The sequence below is a fragment of the Streptomyces sp. NRRL B-24572 genome (assembly GCF_002156145.1).
Taxonomy (GTDB): Bacteria; Actinomycetota; Actinomycetes; order Streptomycetales; family Streptomycetaceae; genus Streptomyces; species Streptomyces vietnamensis.
Window position 1 is genome coordinate 1 of sequence record NZ_MWIG01000012.1, and the last position, 16,618, is coordinate 16,618.

The window sequence follows — 16,618 nt, forward strand, 5'->3', positions numbered from 1 at the left end:
CGGCGACGTCACCGAGGACGGCGTCCTGGAAGCGGCGAACACCGATCGCGCGCACGCCTTCCTCGCGCTGACCAGCTCCGACACCACCAACCTGGAAGCGGCGCTCTCCGCACGTACCCTCAAGTCCGACCTGCGGGTCGCCCTACGGCTGTACGACGACGACTTCGCCACCGCCGTCTACCGCACCCTGCGCACCGCGCATCCCGATGCCCTCACCCGCAGTCGCAGCGTCTCCCACCTCGCCGCGCCCGCCTTCGCCGGCGCCATGATGGGCCGCCAGGTCCTCGGCGCCATACCCGTCGAACGCAAGGTCCTCCTCTTCGCCGCCCTCCCCGTCGTCGGCCACCCGCAGCTCGAAGGCCGCACCGTCTCCGAGGCCTTCCGCCCCGGCGCCTGGCGCATCCTCGCTCTCGACACCGCGGCCCCGACGGCCCGCCGCCCCGACCTCGCCACCGCCCACCAGGACGGCGACCACGCCCAGCTCCTGTGGGACCTCCACCCCGGCTACGTCCTGCGCCCCGAGGACCGCGTCGTCATCGCCGCCACCCGCCGCGGCCTCGCCGAACTCCTGAATACCCGACCGGCAGCACGCGCTGCCGAGCGATGACTCCGATCTCCTGCGTCAGAGCCCAACCCATTGCCGTAAGAGTCACTGCCGTGCCCCGGCAACGTAACGGCACGGCGGGTGCGCGCTAGAGACCTGCCGGCATCCCGTTAAGAACATGTAAGGTTCCCTGCGGTGTGCCGGGAAGTCTGGTCGGCGAATTCGAGAGAGCTCTCTTTGCCGATCGGGGGAACGCCGCCATGGTGCGCAGTGCCGTCGTCGGCCTCGCGCTGATCATCTCGGCGCAGGTCTCCGGATTCGCCGCTGGCTCAGCCCTGTTCCTCTCCCCCATCGGCGGAGCAGCGTTCATCAGAACCAACTTCGACCGCCAGGAGAAGCTGGTCGCGACCTGCGTCCGGCCGAACGGGTTCGCCTCGGCCGTCTGCGACCTGGCAGAGCCCGGCCCCCGCGTGTCGGCGGAGTCCCCCGCCGCGGCTACCCGTCTGACGGGACGACTCATCGGAGGATCGTGAACGACTGGCAGAGCTGGGCGGCGATCGCCGTCTTCACCGGCACGTACGCGCTGATCATCAGCGAGAAGGTCCACCGGGTCGCGGCCGCCCTGGGCGGCGCCGGCCTGATGCTCGCGATCGGGGCGACCGACGACAAGTCCGCCTTCTTCTCGGAGCACAGCGGCATCGACTGGAACGTCATCTTCCTGCTCATGGGCATGATGATGATCGTCGGCGTCCTGAAGAGGACCGGCATGTTCGAGTACCTGGCCATCTGGTCGGTGAAGAGGGCCAGGGCCAAGCCTTTCCGGGTGATGACCATGCTGGTGGTCATCACCGCGGTCGCCTCGGCGCTCCTCGACAACGTCACGACCGTGCTGCTCGTCGCTCCCGTCACCCTGCTGGTGTGCGAACGGCTCGCGCTGCCGGTCGCGCCGTTCCTCATCGCGGAGGTGCTGGCCTCGAACATCGGCGGCACGGCCACCCTCGTCGGCGATCCGCCGAACATCATCATCGCCAGCCGGGCCGGGCTGACCTTCAACGACTTCCTCGTCCACCTCGCGCCCCTGTCGGCCCTCCTGGTACTGGTTCTCATCGCCCTGTGCCGCTTCCTGTTCCGGAAGTCCTTCACGTACGACGAGGACCGCGCCGCCGAGGTGATGGCGCTGGAGGAACGCGAGGCCATCCGCGACCCCCGCCTCCTGGTGCAGGGTCTGATCGTGCTCGCCTTGGTCGTCGCCGGTTTCGTACTGCACCCGGTCCTCCATTACGCGCCCAGCATCGTGGCCCTCCTCGGCGCGGGCCTGCTCGTCGCCCTGTCCAGCGCGGAGACCGGCGAGGTGCTCGGCGAGGTCGAGTGGCCCACGCTCGCCTTCTTCGCCGGTCTGTTCATCATGATCGGCGGCCTCATCGAGACGGGAGTCATCGGCGAGGTGTCCACGGCCCTCGCCGGCGCCATCGGCGACAACGAGCTCGGCGGGTCCATGCTGATGCTGGGGGCCTCCGGCGTGCTCTCCGGCATCGTCGACAACATCCCGTACGTCGCGACCATGGCCCCCATCACCAGTGACCTGGTCGAGGCGATGGGCGGCTCCAGCGACCACGTCATGTGGTGGGCCCTCGCCCTGGGCGCGGACCTCGGCGGCAACGCCACCGCCATCGGCGCCTCCGCCAACGTCGTCGTCCTCGGCATCGCGGAACGCAACCGCACACCCATCTCCTTCTGGCAGTTCACCAAGTACGGACTCGTCGTGACCGCCGCCACCATGGCCGTCTCCGCCGCGTACGTATGGCTCCGCTACTTCGCACTCACCTGACCCATCACGACGCCCGAAGCACGGTCCGTGTGTTTCCCGTCAAGGTCATCGCCTGACCGGCGGACATGGACGATGCTGCCCTCAGGGACCAACCCGCACCCACAAGGAGCCCACCGTGCGCGCACGCGACCTGGCCGTCGAATACGAATCGGTGAGCGTCGACAGCGACGCCCTCGACGCGGCCAGGCTGATGGCCGAGCACCGACTCCCCGGGCTCCTGGTCCTGGGCGAGGACGGTGAACCCGAAGCGATCCTGCCCGGTTCCCAGATGGTGAAGATGCTGGTGCCCGAGTACGTCATCGAGGACCCGACGCTCGCGGCCGTCGTCGACGAGCGGCACGCAGACCGCCTCTGCCAAGCCCTGGCCGGACGGCGCGTACGCGACTGCCTGCCCACCGACGCGACCCCACCGCCCCTCGCCGACCCGGACGACACCGCCCTGGAAGTCGCGGCACTCATGGCGCGCGTCCGCAGCCCACTCGTCGCCGTGGCCGAGAAGACCGGCCACGGCACCCACCTCATCGGCGTGATCACCGCCTCCCACCTGCTCCACGAGCTCCTCCGCGCTGCGGGCGAAGACCGAGCGGGCGGTGGCTGAAGCCTCTGCGCCCCGGAATCAGGGCATGCCTTGAAGTGCTCCCGTGCCGCAAGGGCCGCTCCGCGAGGAGGTGCCGCGTGTCGGCCTGCTCGAGCCAAGGCCTTGCGTTCACAAGCCAGTTCCCGGCGCACCCTGTCTCTCGGTCACGCACTCGCGTCCCACCCCCGCCGCCGGCGACCGACGACGCCGCCGACGACGACGGGGAACGGATGCTGCTTGCGTGCACCGCGTCCGGGCCGGACGCCCTACCGAGATGCCCTGGCTTTTCACCGGAGACTTCACGCAACCCGTGTCCGTGGGACGGTGGCGGTGCGCATCTGCGCTCGCCCGTGGCAACACCTGCATCTCCAGGGTCACTACGCCGACGCGTACGACAGCTCGTGCACTGCATGCTCGTCGTATCGCGTGAATCCGCCGGCGACACAGATCAGCCGAGGCGCACTCCAGAGGATGCCGGCGGCTGCCGCCGAGCCAAGCCGCTCGCGGACCAGGGCCTCGAACTCTTCGCGGTGGTCCATCAGCCACGCCATGTAGAAGAGCCCCTGCGACAGCACACCGGGATCGGTCGCCCGCTTGTACTCGACGATGACCGGCGCGCCGTTCTCGTCCAGCCCGAGCGAGCCGATGCGCCCACCGTGCACGGGGCCCGTGCTGTACTCGGTGGCCAGGAAGCGGACCCCGAGCATGAGCTCCATCGCGCTCTCGACGAGCGCCTGCACATCGGCCTCAGCCAGCCACGGCGCCACCTCGGTCACACCGTTCGTCGTGTTGAACAGTTTCAGGACCAGCCCCCCTTCGGTGATCGCCAAGCGACAACGGCAAGACAGCCACGAGTATTTTCGGACGGCCGTCCACCGACGGCCCGTAAGGCCCGCCGTCCGATCCTCTACTGCGGCAAACGTGGCGCAGGATGCCGAAGAGATTTGCCCGGCCGCATTCGGTTCACTGTTGGGGATAGCCGTCCGGAACAACGAGGAGAAGCTGTCGAGGCAGGCGTCTGCGGCTCGCCCTGAACCCCGCTGGCCTCCACGTCGGCCACGGCACCCCGCTGGAACCCGACCAGGTCCGCCGCTGGGCCGATCGGGAGGACGGTCCGGTGGTGCTGGCCTTCAACGTCCTCAGCGACCTCGGCTGCGACACCGCCAAGCAGTACGGCCTCGCCTTCGACCTGCCCGACGACCTCGCCGCCGCCTACACCTCCTTCGGCATCGACCTGGACCGCTCGAACGCCGGCCACCCGCGCACCCTGCCCGTGCCGGCGACCTACGTCATCGACCGCGACGGCACGATCCGCTGGGCCTTCGTGAACACCGACTACACCACCCGCGCCGAGCCGGCCGACGTTCTGGCCGCGCTCGACCGGCTGGTCTGAGAGACGGCGGCCGAGGGCCGGTGCGGTGGACGCGCCCCTCCGGGCGCCGTCCACCGCACCGGTCCGATAGAGCCATGGCCACCGCCTGGCCGGGCGAAGCGACCTCGGCCACGAGACGGCGTTCCCGTCACGCCGTCGCACCGTCGCCTCGCCGCGAGCCCCGGGAGCGACGTTCAGCCGGGCCGCACGAACGCTGACCGTTCCCTCTCCACCCGCAGGCGGATGACGCACTCGGCCACGTGGTCGTTGACGAGCCCCATGGCCTGCATGAACGCGAAGACGGTGGTGGGTCCGACGAACTTCCAGCCCCGTTTCTTCAAGTCCTTGGACAGGGCGACCGAAGCCGGCGAAGCCGAGACCGTCTGCGGCGGGTCGACCTCGCCCGGTCCCGGTTCGCCGCGCCAGAAGAAGGCAGCCAGTGAACCTTCACGAGCGGCCAGATCGACCGCTCGGCGGGCGTTGTTGATGACGGCCTCGATCTTGCCCCGATGGCGGACGATCCCCGGATCCTGGAGGAGCCGTTCCACATCGGTCTCGGTGAACTCCGCGACCAGGTGAAAGTCGAAGCCGACGAACGCCTTCCGGAAGTTCTCCCGCTTGGCCAGGATGGTGCGCCAGCTGAGCCCCGACTGGAAGCCCTCCAGGCTGATCTTCTCGAACAGCCGCCGGTCGTCGACGACGGGACAGCCCCACTCGTTGTCGTGGTAGTCCAGGAACTCGGGAGCGCCGCCGGCCCACCCGCATCGCGGTTCGCCGTCTGGGGCGATAAAGACAGCCATGGATCAGGCCGTCAGGAAGGCGAGCCGGGGATCGGTGGTGTTCGGCGCGATCTCGATGATCTCGACCGAGACCACTTCGTGGGCGACGAACGGATCCGCCGCGACCCGGTCCCGCAGCTCGTCGAGGGTCGTACGGTGGGCCAGCACGGCACCGCCCTGGCCGGGCTGAAGGCTTCCGACCAGCAGAAAGACTCCGTCCTCCACGCCTTGCCGGATCCACTTCTGATGTTCCGCCATGTGATCAGGGGCCTGGCTCTTGTTGGCCGCGAAGCGGAGCAGGACGACGAACACGGAAATCTCCTTCGACTACTGGACGGTGGAAGTGGTCGGGTTCAGTGAGCGGCGCGCGGCGTCGGACCGTGTGCGAGGCGCTCGTCGAGCCAGGCGTGAAGGCGGTCGACCTCCCGCCGCACGAACTCGCCGTCGCGGAAGGCGTTGGACAGGGTCGCCACGCCCTGGCTGAAGGCCAGCACGTGCATCGCGAGATCGTCGGCCTCGGCGGCGAAGCCGAGCTCCTCGAACTGTGCCCGGAGCCACGTCCGGAACAGGTCGAAGACGGCAACGGCCTGGGGCCGTGCGGGATGACCGAGTTTGGCGAGCTCGTTCGTCAGAGTCCCCACCGGGCAGCCGAAGTTCTGGATGTCCGCGCCGTTGGTGACGACGATTTCCACGAACCGCCGCACCCGCTCCGCGGGACCCCGTTCATCCCGATCCCACTCCGCGAGCATCGCGCGCGTGCTCTGGAGCCGGGCCTCGATGACCGCGCCGAGGATCTCGTCCTTGCTCTTGAAGTGGTGGTAGAAGTTGCCCCGCGAGATGCCCACCGTCTCGGCGATCGTCGCGAACGACGTGTGCTCGAAACCCTTCACGTAGAAAAGCCGGTTCGCAGCATCGACGATCTGCGCCCGCGTACCCGCGCCCTCAGCCACCACGTGCCCCACAGCCCTCGCCCTTGGCTAGGACGGGCGTCCTAACTCTTGGCTCGAGTATAGGACAAGCGTCCTAGCGCTTCAGTGCGTTTCGCGATCGCAGCCGACGGCTTCGGCGTGCGTCCGGGACGAGTTGCAGTGGATGCCGCATTCCGATGGTTCGGCGCGCCGGCGGGATGTAGCGTCGTGATCATGGAATTACTGACTGGATCCACCACCGATCAGGCGCCGGCGAACCCGGCCGCCACCGATGACATGCTGGCCACTCAGCCGGTGGGCTACTGGTGCGGCCTGACCCAGACGGCCGTCACCCGGCATCTGCGGGACGCCATGGCCAGGATCGACGTCACGCAGCCGCAGTACTGGGTACTCAACCGCGTGAACGGCGGTCCTGCGGCGCCGAGTCGCGAGGAGGTCGTCGCGCAGCTGACGCATCTCGCCGACGGGCCGCACGAGATCGGCAGGGTCGTCGACCAGCTGCTCCACCGCGCATGGCTCCGGATCGACGACGGGCAGCGCCTGCACCTCACGGATGCCGGGGAGGCCGCCAGAGTACGGCTCCGTGAGCTGGCGACCGAGGTACGCGCCGTGGTCCACCAGGGCATCAGCGACGAGGAGTACGTGGCCGCGCTCAAGGTGCTGCGCAGGATGGTGGCCAACGTCGAGGGCCACGGGGGCCCTGACGATCCGGCCTGATTCCGCTCGGGGGCGTCGGCGGCGCGCACCCGTCGTACCGATGTCAGGTGCGAGCGAGCGCCGCAGCGCCGAAGGAGACGTCGAACCGGTCGCACCAGATGCTGACGCTCGGGTACGCCGACCAGTCGAAGTCCGAGGGCAGCGGGTAGTTCTGGTCGCCCTTGTTGCCCTTCAACCGGGCGAGGTTCACGTGTTTCCCGTCGTCGAAGACGCCCCAGCCCGCCTTGCCCTCCTTCACGGGCGCGTCGCTCAGCCAAACGCGTAGGTCCGGGCCATTGCTCGTGTCCAGTCCTTCGAGCCGGAGCGTGTGGGTGCCGTCGGCGAGCCGGATGATCTTCGCCCTGCCGGTCGTGGCGTGCTCGTGACTGACGAAGACGCCCTGCGCGACGGTGACCGGGCCGGGGGGCGTGGGAGTGACCGACGCGGAGGAAAGCCCACTGGCCGCAGGTTCGCTCGGAGTCGCACCCGCGGAAGGCAGCGCCTCGTTCACCGTCTCGTCCACCCACAGTGCCCAGGGCTTGAACCACAGCAACCCGGCCACCGCCACCGCCAAACCCGCGACGGCCACCGCGGCCCACCGCTGCTTCCTCGTGACGCGCTCCACGAGGCCCCCTTTCACATCTCTGCTCGCCTTCATCCGCCATCCAAGACGACCTGCCCCCCGTCAGACAGCCCCGTCCCGATGACGAAATGCTTACGTCATCGGGCCGGGACATGGCCGCCCGCTCAGAGCGTGCGGAGCCTGGTGGTGAAGACGTGGTCGGCGATCTTGTCGCCGAGGGTGAGGCCGTCCTCAGCGTCCCAGGGGAAGTGGACGCCGAGCCAGATCCTGCTGTTGGCGTCCTCGCGGGCGGCGGCGCTGAAGCTGGTGAAGTGGCGGGACTTGACCGGGGAGCGGGGTTCGTCGGTGGTCATGTCGAAGGCGATGCCGTCCGAGCCGAAGTAGCGTTTCATGATGCCCGCCCAGGCCGCTCCGAACGTGGCGTGGCCCGATGCCCACGCCGGGAAGCAAGGCGCCACGTTCACCCCGGCCGGATTCTTCAAGAGCGGCTTCCACTCCGGGTCGAGCCCGCCTTCCCTGATCGCCGAGACGGGGCGCCACAGATCGATGGGCGTCAGGAACTTCACGTCACGGACGGCGATGCCGGCGTCGGCCATCGCGATCGACACGAGGGCGAACAACTTCGCGTTCTCGTACGTGGTCAGCCCGCGCGTGGTCGCGATTTCCCGGGTGGCCTGGAGGAGCTGGCCGGGCGGCTTGTAGGTGCCGTCGTTGTCGTTGGCCCAGAACCAGGCGGCCGCCTCCTGGTCGGGGCTGCGGTTGATCACCGGGGTCTTCGCGGTCGGCTTGTCGGCGCCGGCCGATCGGGCCGCCTCCACCTGGGCCTTGTAGGCGTCGCTCGCGAGGAGTTGGTCGTACGTGCCGTACAGGCCGGGCGTCGGCGGCCGGAACTGCGAGCCGGAGGTGAGGGCGAAGGGTTTGACCAGGCCCCAGTACGGCGTGACGGCCTGGCTCGCCTGGGCGCAGTTGGGGTCCCGCATGTCCGGATAGCTCGTCGGCCGCCAGGCCCCCGGCGCGGAGTCGCCGACATAGACGCGGTCGTCGTCCGAGCCGTCGCCGTTCCGGGCATCCATCATCTGGGTCACCATCTTGCCGACGACGGTGGCGTCGAGGAGGTCGAACTCGGTGGGCTCTGTGCCGAACCGCTCGCGGAAGCGGGCGTCGAGGTAGGCCGTCTGGTTCTTCCCGTACAGCTTGAGAAGGATGTTGTAGGCCGTACGCCCGACGACCCGCTCCTCCTCGTCGGGGCCTTCGATCCAGCCGGCGTACTTCTCGGCGTGGATGTACGGCTCCGAGGTGATCCTGCCCTTCCACTTGAGCTGGTAGGAGCTCTCGGCGTCGTAGATCGCGGCGTTCAGCATGGCCGCGGCGCGCGCCATCGGGCCGGGGCCGCCGCCCTCGCGCCGGACCACGTTCAGCAGGACGTCGTTCCAGTAGTGGACGGGGTCCTTGATCGTCTGCGGCGGCAGGGCCGCCTGCGCGGGCTGTGGGGAGACGGTCAGAAGCGTCCCGGTCGTGGCGAGGACGGCGGCGACCGCCAGGGCTCTGAGCCGGTTGCGCGGAGTGGGCGTCATGACGGTGCTCCTTGTGATCACGTCGGCTGATCACCACACGTCTGGTGGCGGGCGAGATCATGGCGTGTGCCGTAGGCGGACTTGGTCCGTACCGGCGCGGAATGGCCGACCCCGCGCACGTAGATGACCGAAAGGCCAATGCCCCGCCGGCACGAAGGACGCCTCACGGACGGAAGCCCGGCTGGGCCCCGGCCCGGTCCGGGGCCCCTCCACTCACCAGCCGTAGGAGCGCCGCCTCCCCAACGGGAACTCCCTGAAGAACCCTTGACCCTGGGGAGAATCGACCACGCAAAACGGCGTCATCCTGAAAGCCCCGGAAACGGGCAAAGTCGCAGGTCAGCACGACTCATACGGCTACCTGCGCAGGTCAGCGCGCCGAGGACGACCACTTCAAGAAGATCCCCTCGTGGCCGACTGACTCCTTGCTCCAGGCGTCGATCGCGGAACCAACGAGGACTCAGCCATGCAGCCTCATATGCGGCAACGACCTCCTGACGGAGCCATGACGATCACCGCTGGGCGATATATAGCACGCAATCCCCGGTTTCCGAAACCGGGGATTCGTTCGGAAAATCAGCTCTCCCAGCACGGTTCTGTCAGCCACGCTTCGAAAGCCATAGCTCCCCTCATGCGTCTTCATCACATCCATGCCGACACCTCGCTCCCAGCCACGAAGCAACCGCGCACGTGCCCTGCCGAAGCCCTGAACGCCCCTCCCGTACTGGGCGCTTCGCGCCTTACCCAGAGGTGTGTATCCCGATTGCCTCCATGCGCGGGGCATTTCAGAACAGGTTGTTCTCCGTGCGCGAATCCATAGGTTTTCCGCTGGACTTCTCCACCGTTGCTCTTATGGTCGTCGTTCCGGCACTCGCCTGACCAAGGGAGCTGATCGATCCTGCTCATGACCTCACCTCATCCCGTCGGCGCGCCGCGCCACAAGGAACTCATGTCTTCCCGGAAATCCATTCAGACCGGACGAGACGCTCTCCCCGACCTGGTCACCGGCAAGTGGCTCACGACCGACGAGCTCTCGGGCACACTGAACGTCGATCCCTCCACCCTCCGTCGTTGGCTCTCGGCCCGCCCTCCGCAGGGGCCGCCCTTCGTGCCCGTGTCTGATCGCGTCACCCTCTATGGAGCAGGCGGTCCGAGACGGCCTGATAAAGGTCAACCCGGCCCGGGTCAGCGGCTGGCAGCGGCAGTACCAGCAGGTCGAGGACGAGCTGAACGGTCCTCGCGCGCTGGCCCTTCCCGACCGGGAGGCTCTGCAGGCCCTTACCAAGGCCCTGGTCGCCCGCTCGCACGGCCAGTACCAGGGCCTGGGGCGACGTGGTCACCTTCGCCTCCTCTACAGCAGCGCGGATCGGTGAGGTTTCGGGCGTCCGCGTCCGGGACATCGACACCGGCAACTGGATCTGGACCGTCCGCCGGCAGACCACCCCCGCCCGAGGTGGGCTTGTCGACAAGGCCACCGAGGGCAAGCGCGCCCGCGAGGTGCCCCTCATCGAAGAAGTCCGGCCGATGGTCGCCCAGCGCCTGCTCGCGGCCGGTGACAACCCGGACGCCCGCGTCTTCTTCGGTCCTCGCGGCGGACGCATCTCCACGGCCGTCCTGCGTGACGCCACGCACTGGGGCGAGGTCGTGAGCCGGCTCGGCTTCGAGCACCTTCGACGACACGACCTGCGCCACACCGGGCTGACGTGGTTCGCGGACGCCGGGGTCCCCCTTCACGTCCTGCGCAAGATCGCCGGGCACGGCTCACTGACCACCACCCAGCGCTACCTGCACCCCGACGCCGGCCAGATCACCGCAGCCGGTGCGGCCCTCTCCGCGCACCTCATGGTGCTCCGTGCACCTCGTTCGCTGCCTGCCACGGCAGTTGTCGCCGTCTGCCCCCCGCTGACCGCCCTGGTCCCCAACTGGTCCCCAAAAACGATCAAGGGGCCGTTCCAGATTGCTCTGAAACGGCCCCTGATCTGCGACTCTTACGAGTCGGGACGACAGGATTTGAACCTGCGACCCCTTGACCCCCAGTCAAGTGCGCTACCAAGCTGCGCCACGTCCCGATGCGCGTCTCCGCGGGGTTTCTCCCGCGTCGCCGTGCAGGGAAAACATTACCTCACTCCGGAGGGTGGGATGACGCACCCGCTGTCACTTGTCCGAGGTGAGGAGGTCGGCGCCGCAGGTGGCGGCCAGGGCGGTGGCTTCGGCGAGGGTGGTGGCGGAGCCGGTGGCGTGGGCGAGGTCGAGGCGGGCGCGGGCTTCCTCGTAGCGGGACGGCGACGCTGCGAGGTGTTCGACGGCCTGTGCGAGGAGCTGCTGGGACTCGGCCGGGTCGGCGAAGAGGGCGAGGCAGCGGAGGGCTTCGCCGAGGGCGGTGTGCGTGCCGAGGCGTTCGGCGTGGGCGTGGGCCTCGCGGGCGATCCCGGCCGCGCGGTCCGGATCGGTGGGTGCGAGGGCGCGGGCGAGGTCGAGCGGCCAGGGGGCCCAGACGATGTGGTGGCGGCCGCGGACGGTCAGGGCCTCGGCCGCGCCCTCCAGGGTGGAGACGGCCTCCTCGGTACGGCCTTCGGCGAGCAGGAGCCGGCCGAGGACGCTGGGGCCGTCGGGCAGCACGATCGCGCCCGGCCAGGGCGGGCCGAAGGAGTACCGGTCGGCGACGGAGCGTGCCTCGGCGGTACGGCCCCGGGCGACGAGCGTGTCGACGAGCAGGCAGGCGGTGTCCCAGTGGACGGGCAGGCCGTCGCCGACCCGGTCGGCGAGCCGGAGGCCCTCCTCCAGGTGGTGCTGGGCGCGGGGCAGGTCGCCGCGGCGCCGGTGGACCAGGCCCAGGAGGGTGTGGGCGAAGGCGAGGTGGACGCCGCTCCAGCCGGAGATCTCGAAGGCGCGGACCGCCTCGGCGAAGAGGGCCTCGGCCCGGTCGGGACGGTCGGCGAAGGCGTACGCGATGCCGGTGAGGGCCGGGATCTCGAAGCCCCAGACGGGGTCGGTCCAGCTGAGTCCGCGGGCGGGTACGCCGTCGACGAGGGCGAGGTCGCAGAGCCGTACGACCTCGGTGGCGGGCTCTCCGCGCATCATCGCGTCGAAGGCGCGGACGGTGATGAGCGCCCGTTCGGAGTTGTCGGCCCCGGTGAAGCCGGCGGTGAGCTCGGCGAGGCGGCGGGAGCGGTCCGGGCCGTCCATCTCGGCCGCCTGGAACCCCTCGTACATGAAGTGCGCGGCCTGGAGCCGTCGTCGGCCGGTGCCGGGCGGCGTCCGGCCGTACTCGACGGCGGCGGCCCGTGCGGCCTCCTGGAGCTCGTTGTTGTGGGCGAGGGCCTGGGTGAGCCGGAAGGTCGCGTCGATGCGCAGCTCGTCGTCGAGGCCGGGCAGTTCGAGAGCGGAGCGCAGGTGGCGGACGGTGGCGGCGGGCGCGGTGAGCAGGGAGGCGCAGCCGAGTTCGTACAGGACCCTGGCGTACGTGTCGGGGCCGGGCGGTTCGACGAGGGCCCGCTCCAGGCAGCGGCGGGCCGCGTCGGGGGCTCCGACGGCGAGGTGTTCGACGGCGGCGGCCCGCAGCCGGCTCACGACCTCCTGGTCGTCGTCGGGGTGGACTTCGAGGAGGTGGCGGGAGACGGCGGCCGGTCCGTGGCCCGCCTGGGTGAGCGCCCAGGCCGCGAGCCCGTGCATGGCGGTGCGCATCGCCGGGGGGCACGGAGCCGTACACCGCGGTCGCGATGAGCGGATGCGTGAACTCCAGCGGCGGTACGGGCACGAGCGCGAGTCCGTTCCGGCCGGTCGTCGGCGGGGCCGTCACGATCCTGGCGGCGCGGAGGCGTTCGGTGTCCTCGGCGACCTCCTTCGCGGGCCTGCCGGTGAGGGCCGCGAGGAGCTCGGGCGTGCTGTCCGTGCCGAGGATCGCCGTCGCCCAGGCGAGGCGGGTCGGGCCGGGACCGAGTTCCTCCAGGCGGGCGACGAGCCCGCCGCCGCGGGCGCCGGCGCCGAGGTCGCGGAGGAGGCCCGCGGAGCCGGCGACGGGTTCGAGCATCCGGTCGCGGGCCTTGGCGAGCAACTCGACCGTCTCGTACGGGTTGCCGGAGGTCACCGACCACAGCTCGTGGCAGAAGGGGTCGTCCGCGTGCCCGCCGAGCACGTCCCGGGCGAGTGCGGCGGTGGCCCCGGAGGTGAGGGCGTTCAGACCGAGGGTGAGGACGGCGCGGTCCGCGAGCGCGGCGAGCGTCGCGGGCGCGCCGGGGCCCTGCGGCTCCCGTACGAACGGGCGGTGGGCGAGGACGACGAGGACCGGCAGCCGGTGGTCGCGCCGGGTGCGGGTGAAGGCGTCGAGCCAGGCCAGGGATTCGGCGTCGGCCCAGTGGACGTCGTCCACGAGCAGCACCGGGGGCCGGTCCCGCAGCCGGTCCGCGAGACGGTCCAAGAGCCGGGCGAGGCCGAGCAGCACGCCCTGCGGGTCGGCGGGCGCGTCCAGGGGCGGCGGGGCGATGCCGAGGGCCGGGGCGAGGAGGTCGAAGTGGTCGCCGAAGAGGTGCCGCACCTCGTCCTCGGCGAAGCCGTCCAGGGCCGGCTGGAGCAGCTGGCGGGTGAGGTGGAAGGGGACGGAGGTGAGGGTCTCGCCGCCGCGGGCGGTGAGGACGGTGCACCGGTCCCGGGCGGTGCGGTGTATCTCGGCGAGGAGCGCGGTCTTGCCTATGCCCGGCTCGCCCCGGTAGACGAGGATGCCGCCGCGCGGGGGACCGCCCGCCGCGGCCCCTGCGACGAGTTCGTCGACGGCGTGGGCGGCCGCGGCGAGCTCCGAGCCGCGTTCGAGCAGCCCGCCCCGCCCCGGGTCGAAGACGCCCAGCGCGAACGGCGTTGCGGGCGGCGACTGTTCGGGATCCGTCGGCACCGGTGACTCACTCCCCACACACGAACTGTTGGTCATGACGCTACCGGTACCACCACCCGCGCGGACCGGAACAGCGCCGGACCGTCGAGCCTAGCGGTCGTGATCGTCCATGGGGTGACAATGGACGGGTGAACCGGACAACGGGTGACCACGGAGACGGGCGGGACGGGGCGGAAGGCGGCGCGCGGAACGGTGCGCGGGACGGCGTACGTGACGGTGCGCGGGACCCCGAGGGGGACGGCGTACGGGACGGCGCGCGCGGCAGGGATCGCGACGCGGCGGGGCGCGCCCGCAGCGCCCGGCCGCGCGACGGCCTCGGCCGTCCGCTGCCGTACGGGGCGGAGGGGGTGCCCCGGCTGCCCGAGGGCGTCGTCCGCGGGCCGGACGAGACCGTGCGCGAGGCGCAGCGGCTGCTCGACGCCGGGATGCCCTTCCACGCGCACGAGGTCTTCGAGGACGCCTGGAAGTCCGGCCCGGAGTCGGAGCGGGACCTGTGGCAGGGCCTCGCCCAGCTCGCCGTCGGCCTGACGCACGCGGCCCGCGGCAACTCGGCGGGCGGGGCCCGGCTGTTGCGCCGGGGCGCCGACCGTCTGGCGGGCGGGGGCCCGGTTCCCGGTGCGTACGGGATCGACGTCGGCGGACTCGTGGCGTGGGCGCGGGAGTTGGCCGACCGTACGGAGGGCGGGGACGGGGGCGTGCTCGACGCCGCCGCGGAGGCGCCCCGGCTACGGCCGGTCTAGTTCGCGCCGCAGTACGGACGTGTGGCTCACGGACGGGTCCTTCGCGGCCGTGAGGAGGGTGACGGTCTCCCGGGCGGCGAGGTCCCGGAGCCGGTCGAGGGCCTCGGCGGCCTCCGGGGCGTCGAGTTCGGCCTCGTAGCGGCGGCAGAACTCCTCGTACTCGCCCTCGGGGCCGTGGTACCAGCGGCGGAGTTCGGTGGACGGGGTGAGTGCCTTGGGCCACTCGTCGACGCGGGCGTCCGTCTTCTTGAGGCCGCGCGGCCAGAGCCGGTCGACGAGGACGCGCACCCCGTCGTCGGGTGACGGGTCCTCGTAGACGCGGCGGACGCGGACGGCGGGGGCGTGTGCGGCGGCCATGGCTCCAGGGTGCGGGACGGGGCGGGGTCCCACCTCCCCCGACGCGCGGCCGGGGCTCGGTCTTCGACGCGCAGGCCGGGGCTGAGCCTCGGTCTTCGACGCGCGGTGCGGGGCCGGGCTCGGTCTTCGAGGCGGAGGCCGGGGTTCAGCCTTCGACGCGCAACGCCGGGAGGAGGACGGCGTCGACGAAGGTGCGCATGGTCGAGGCGTCCGCGAACCGCTCCTCGTAGAGCCGCTCGATGCGGAGCATGCCCATGAAGCAGGGGGCGACGAAGCCGATCGCCGGGTTGTCGGCGTCGACCTCGCCGCGCTCGACCGCCCGCGCGACGACGGCGTCGATGGCCGCGACCTCGGGGGCGATGACGGTCTCACGGAGGGCGGCACGCAGGTCGGGGTGCTGGATGTAGGCCTGGGCTACGGCCTCCATCAGCTCGGCGTCCCGCTCGCGCCGGGAGGCGGAGATCCGGGCGGCCTCGCGCAGGTCGCCGGCGAGGCTGCCGGTGTCGATGCCGCCGAAGACGATGCAGCGGCGCTGGGCGAGGGCGGCGGTCACGAGCTGGGGCTTGGTGCCCCACTGCCGGTAGAGCGTGGCCTTGCCGCACTTGGTGCGGGCGGCGACGCCCTCCATGGTCACCGAGTCGTAGCCGCCCTCGCGGAGGAGGCAGAGCACGGCGTCGTAGAGCTCCGTCTCCCGCTCCGGCGTGATCTTGCTGCGACGGGCTGCGGCGGTCGCGGCCTGTGTGGACATCGATCCCTCCCGGACACCTCTGTCTCTGCACATACGAGAGTAGGGGGTGCACAATCGAGACGCAAACGTATCGAGACGCTTGCGTCTCGATGAAAACAGATCTAGGCTCACTCCGTTTGTTGCCGATTTGACGGATTAGAGGGCCGCGCGATGGCTGTCGGGATACGCGGGACACGAGGGGAGCACGACCGGGACGAGGACGCGGGGAACGCGTCCGAGCCCGAGTCGGAGCCCGAGCCGTCACCCGTACCCACGCCCCCGTCCCGGCCCGAGTCCGCGTCCGAGTCCGAGTCCGATTCCGCGCCTGCGTCCGCCAGGTCGCCGCTCCTGCGGGAGCTCCTGCTCGTCACCACGCTCTTCCTCGTCTACAAGTTCGGCCGGCTCTTCGCCAACGGCCACGAGACCCGCGCCTTCCGGAACGCCGACCGCGTCTGGGACGCCGAGCGCGCGCTCCACCTGCCGGGCGAGGGAACGATCCAGCAGCTGCTCCTGCACGGCGAACCGCTGATCCGGGCGGCGAACACCTACTACGCGGCCGTGCACTTCCCGGCCACCATCGCCTTCCTCGCCTGGCTGTACTGGCGCCGCCCCGCGCACTACCTGTGGTCGCGCCGGGTCCTGGCCCTGACCACCGGCGCCGCGCTCGCGCTGCACCTGCTGATGCCGCTCGCCCCGCCCCGGATGCTCGCCGCCTCCGGACTCGTCGACACGGCCCGCGTCTACGGCCCCTCCGTCTACGGGGCGACGCCGGAGACGGACTCGATGGCGAACCAGTTCGCGGCCATGCCCTCGCTGCACTTCGGCTGGGCCCTGATGGTCGCGATCGGCCTGATCGCCGCCACCCGGTCCCGCTGGCGGGTCCTCTGGCTGCTGCACCCGCTGCTCACCCTGCTCGTCATCGTCGGCACCGCCAACCACTACTGGTTCGCCATCGAGTCCGTCTCCGGCGTCGCCCCGTAGACGGAGGGGCCTTAGACGCGGGCCGTGTCGACGACTCCGGAGGCGGCGA

The 16,618-nt window shown here is 70.8% G+C and carries 15 protein-coding genes, 1 tRNA gene and 4 pseudogenes; 10 read left to right on the forward strand and 10 right to left on the reverse strand.

Annotation, left to right across the window (positions count from 1 at the left end; all coding sequences use genetic code 11):
- The 4 genes from CCN56_RS00775 to CCN56_RS00790 form a co-directional block, all read left to right on the forward strand.
- Positions 1–607, forward strand: a 607-nt coding sequence (locus tag CCN56_RS00775; protein ID WP_179199621.1) for an NAD-binding protein, incomplete at its 5' end; no start/stop codon positions are given.
- Between the two features lie 134 nt (positions 608–741).
- Positions 742–1,077 carry a hypothetical protein gene (locus CCN56_RS00780; protein WP_143664380.1) on the forward strand — a complete coding sequence of 112 codons (336 nt, stop codon included), beginning with the start codon at positions 742–744 and terminating at the stop codon, positions 1,075–1,077.
- Entirely contained in the window at positions 1,074–2,372 is a 1,299-nt protein-coding gene (locus CCN56_RS00785; RefSeq protein ID WP_086822170.1) for an SLC13 family permease, read from the forward strand. Before CCN56_RS00780 ends, CCN56_RS00785 begins: the two co-directional genes overlap by 4 nt.
- A gap of 115 nt (positions 2,373–2,487) precedes the next feature.
- Positions 2,488–2,970, forward strand: a complete 483-nt coding sequence (locus tag CCN56_RS00790) for a CBS domain-containing protein (RefSeq protein ID WP_086822172.1) — start codon at positions 2,488–2,490, stop codon at positions 2,968–2,970.
- Between the two features lie 377 nt (positions 2,971–3,347).
- Here CCN56_RS00790 and CCN56_RS00795 read toward each other — a convergent pair.
- Positions 3,348–3,725 (reverse strand): annotated as a pseudogene (locus CCN56_RS00795) (transporter); the annotation flags it as partial.
- A gap of 287 nt (positions 3,726–4,012) precedes the next feature.
- Between CCN56_RS00795 and CCN56_RS00800 the strand changes: the two are divergent.
- Positions 4,013–4,342: pseudogene (locus tag CCN56_RS00800) on the forward strand (redoxin domain-containing protein); the annotation flags it as partial.
- Positions 4,343–4,515: 173 nt separating this feature from the next.
- Here CCN56_RS00800 and CCN56_RS00805 read toward each other — a convergent pair.
- From CCN56_RS00805 to CCN56_RS00815, 3 genes are read right to left on the reverse strand one after another with little or no spacing between them, the layout of a single operon-like run.
- Positions 4,516–5,121, reverse strand: coding sequence for a DNA-3-methyladenine glycosylase I (locus CCN56_RS00805; RefSeq protein WP_086822173.1), 606 nt, complete (start codon positions 5,119–5,121; stop codon positions 4,516–4,518).
- A gap of 3 nt (positions 5,122–5,124) precedes the next feature.
- Positions 5,125–5,412: a YciI family protein gene (locus CCN56_RS00810; RefSeq protein ID WP_086822175.1), complete on the reverse strand. Its 288-nt coding sequence runs from the start codon at positions 5,410–5,412 to the stop codon at positions 5,125–5,127.
- Positions 5,413–5,453: 41 nt separating this feature from the next.
- Positions 5,454–6,050, reverse strand: a complete 597-nt coding sequence (locus CCN56_RS00815) for a TetR/AcrR family transcriptional regulator (RefSeq protein ID WP_086822194.1) — start codon at positions 6,048–6,050, stop codon at positions 5,454–5,456.
- A gap of 192 nt (positions 6,051–6,242) precedes the next feature.
- Here CCN56_RS00815 and CCN56_RS00820 point away from each other — a divergent pair, with 192 nt between their 5' ends.
- A complete protein-coding gene (locus CCN56_RS00820) occupies positions 6,243–6,746 on the forward strand; it encodes a MarR family winged helix-turn-helix transcriptional regulator (protein ID WP_086822197.1) in 504 nt (167 codons plus the stop codon).
- A gap of 43 nt (positions 6,747–6,789) precedes the next feature.
- On the opposite strand, the gene CCN56_RS00825 is transcribed toward CCN56_RS00820, so the two are convergent.
- Positions 6,790–7,350 carry a DM13 domain-containing protein gene (locus CCN56_RS00825; RefSeq protein ID WP_256961640.1) on the reverse strand — a complete coding sequence of 187 codons (561 nt, stop codon included), beginning with the start codon at positions 7,348–7,350 and terminating at the stop codon, positions 6,790–6,792.
- 122 nt (positions 7,351–7,472) lie between these two features.
- A complete protein-coding gene (locus CCN56_RS00830; protein WP_086822181.1) occupies positions 7,473–8,882 on the reverse strand; it encodes a vanadium-dependent haloperoxidase in 1,410 nt (469 codons plus the stop codon).
- Positions 8,883–10,015: 1,133 nt separating this feature from the next.
- On the opposite strand from CCN56_RS00830, the gene CCN56_RS44095 reads away from it, so the two are divergent.
- Together CCN56_RS44095 and CCN56_RS44100 are read left to right on the forward strand one after the other, a co-directional pair.
- Positions 10,016–10,252, forward strand: coding sequence for a hypothetical protein (locus CCN56_RS44095; RefSeq protein ID WP_256961641.1), 237 nt, complete (start codon positions 10,016–10,018; stop codon positions 10,250–10,252).
- Positions 10,212–10,616: pseudogene (locus CCN56_RS44100) on the forward strand (tyrosine-type recombinase/integrase); the annotation flags it as partial. The gene CCN56_RS44095 and the pseudogene CCN56_RS44100, both read left to right, overlap by 41 nt.
- Positions 10,617–10,874: 258 nt before the next feature.
- On the opposite strand, the gene CCN56_RS00845 reads toward CCN56_RS44100, so the two are convergent.
- A tRNA-Pro gene (locus CCN56_RS00845) sits at positions 10,875–10,948 on the reverse strand.
- An 85-nt stretch (positions 10,949–11,033) separates the two neighbouring features.
- Positions 11,034–13,800: pseudogene (locus CCN56_RS00850) on the reverse strand (AAA family ATPase).
- A gap of 92 nt (positions 13,801–13,892) precedes the next feature.
- On the opposite strand from CCN56_RS00850, the gene CCN56_RS00855 reads away from it, so the two are divergent.
- A complete protein-coding gene (locus CCN56_RS00855; protein ID WP_086822184.1) occupies positions 13,893–14,504 on the forward strand; it encodes a DUF309 domain-containing protein in 612 nt (203 codons plus the stop codon).
- Here the strand turns inward: CCN56_RS00855 and CCN56_RS00860 are convergent.
- The gene (locus CCN56_RS00860; RefSeq protein ID WP_086822188.1) at positions 14,490–14,861 is read right to left on the reverse strand and encodes a DUF488 domain-containing protein; all 372 of its coding nucleotides are present in this window, start codon (positions 14,859–14,861) and stop codon (positions 14,490–14,492) included. The two genes, CCN56_RS00855 and CCN56_RS00860, sit on opposite strands and share 15 nt — an antisense overlap.
- A gap of 145 nt (positions 14,862–15,006) precedes the next feature.
- Positions 15,007–15,609 (reverse strand): TetR/AcrR family transcriptional regulator, encoded by a 603-nt coding sequence (locus tag CCN56_RS00865; protein WP_086822191.1) that lies wholly within the window; start codon positions 15,607–15,609, stop codon positions 15,007–15,009.
- A 150-nt stretch (positions 15,610–15,759) separates the two neighbouring features.
- Between CCN56_RS00865 and CCN56_RS00870 the strand changes: the two genes are divergently transcribed.
- Positions 15,760–16,569, forward strand: coding sequence for a phosphatase PAP2 family protein (locus CCN56_RS00870; RefSeq protein ID WP_256961642.1), 810 nt, complete (start codon positions 15,760–15,762; stop codon positions 16,567–16,569).
- Positions 16,570–16,618: the final 49 nt, after the last annotated feature.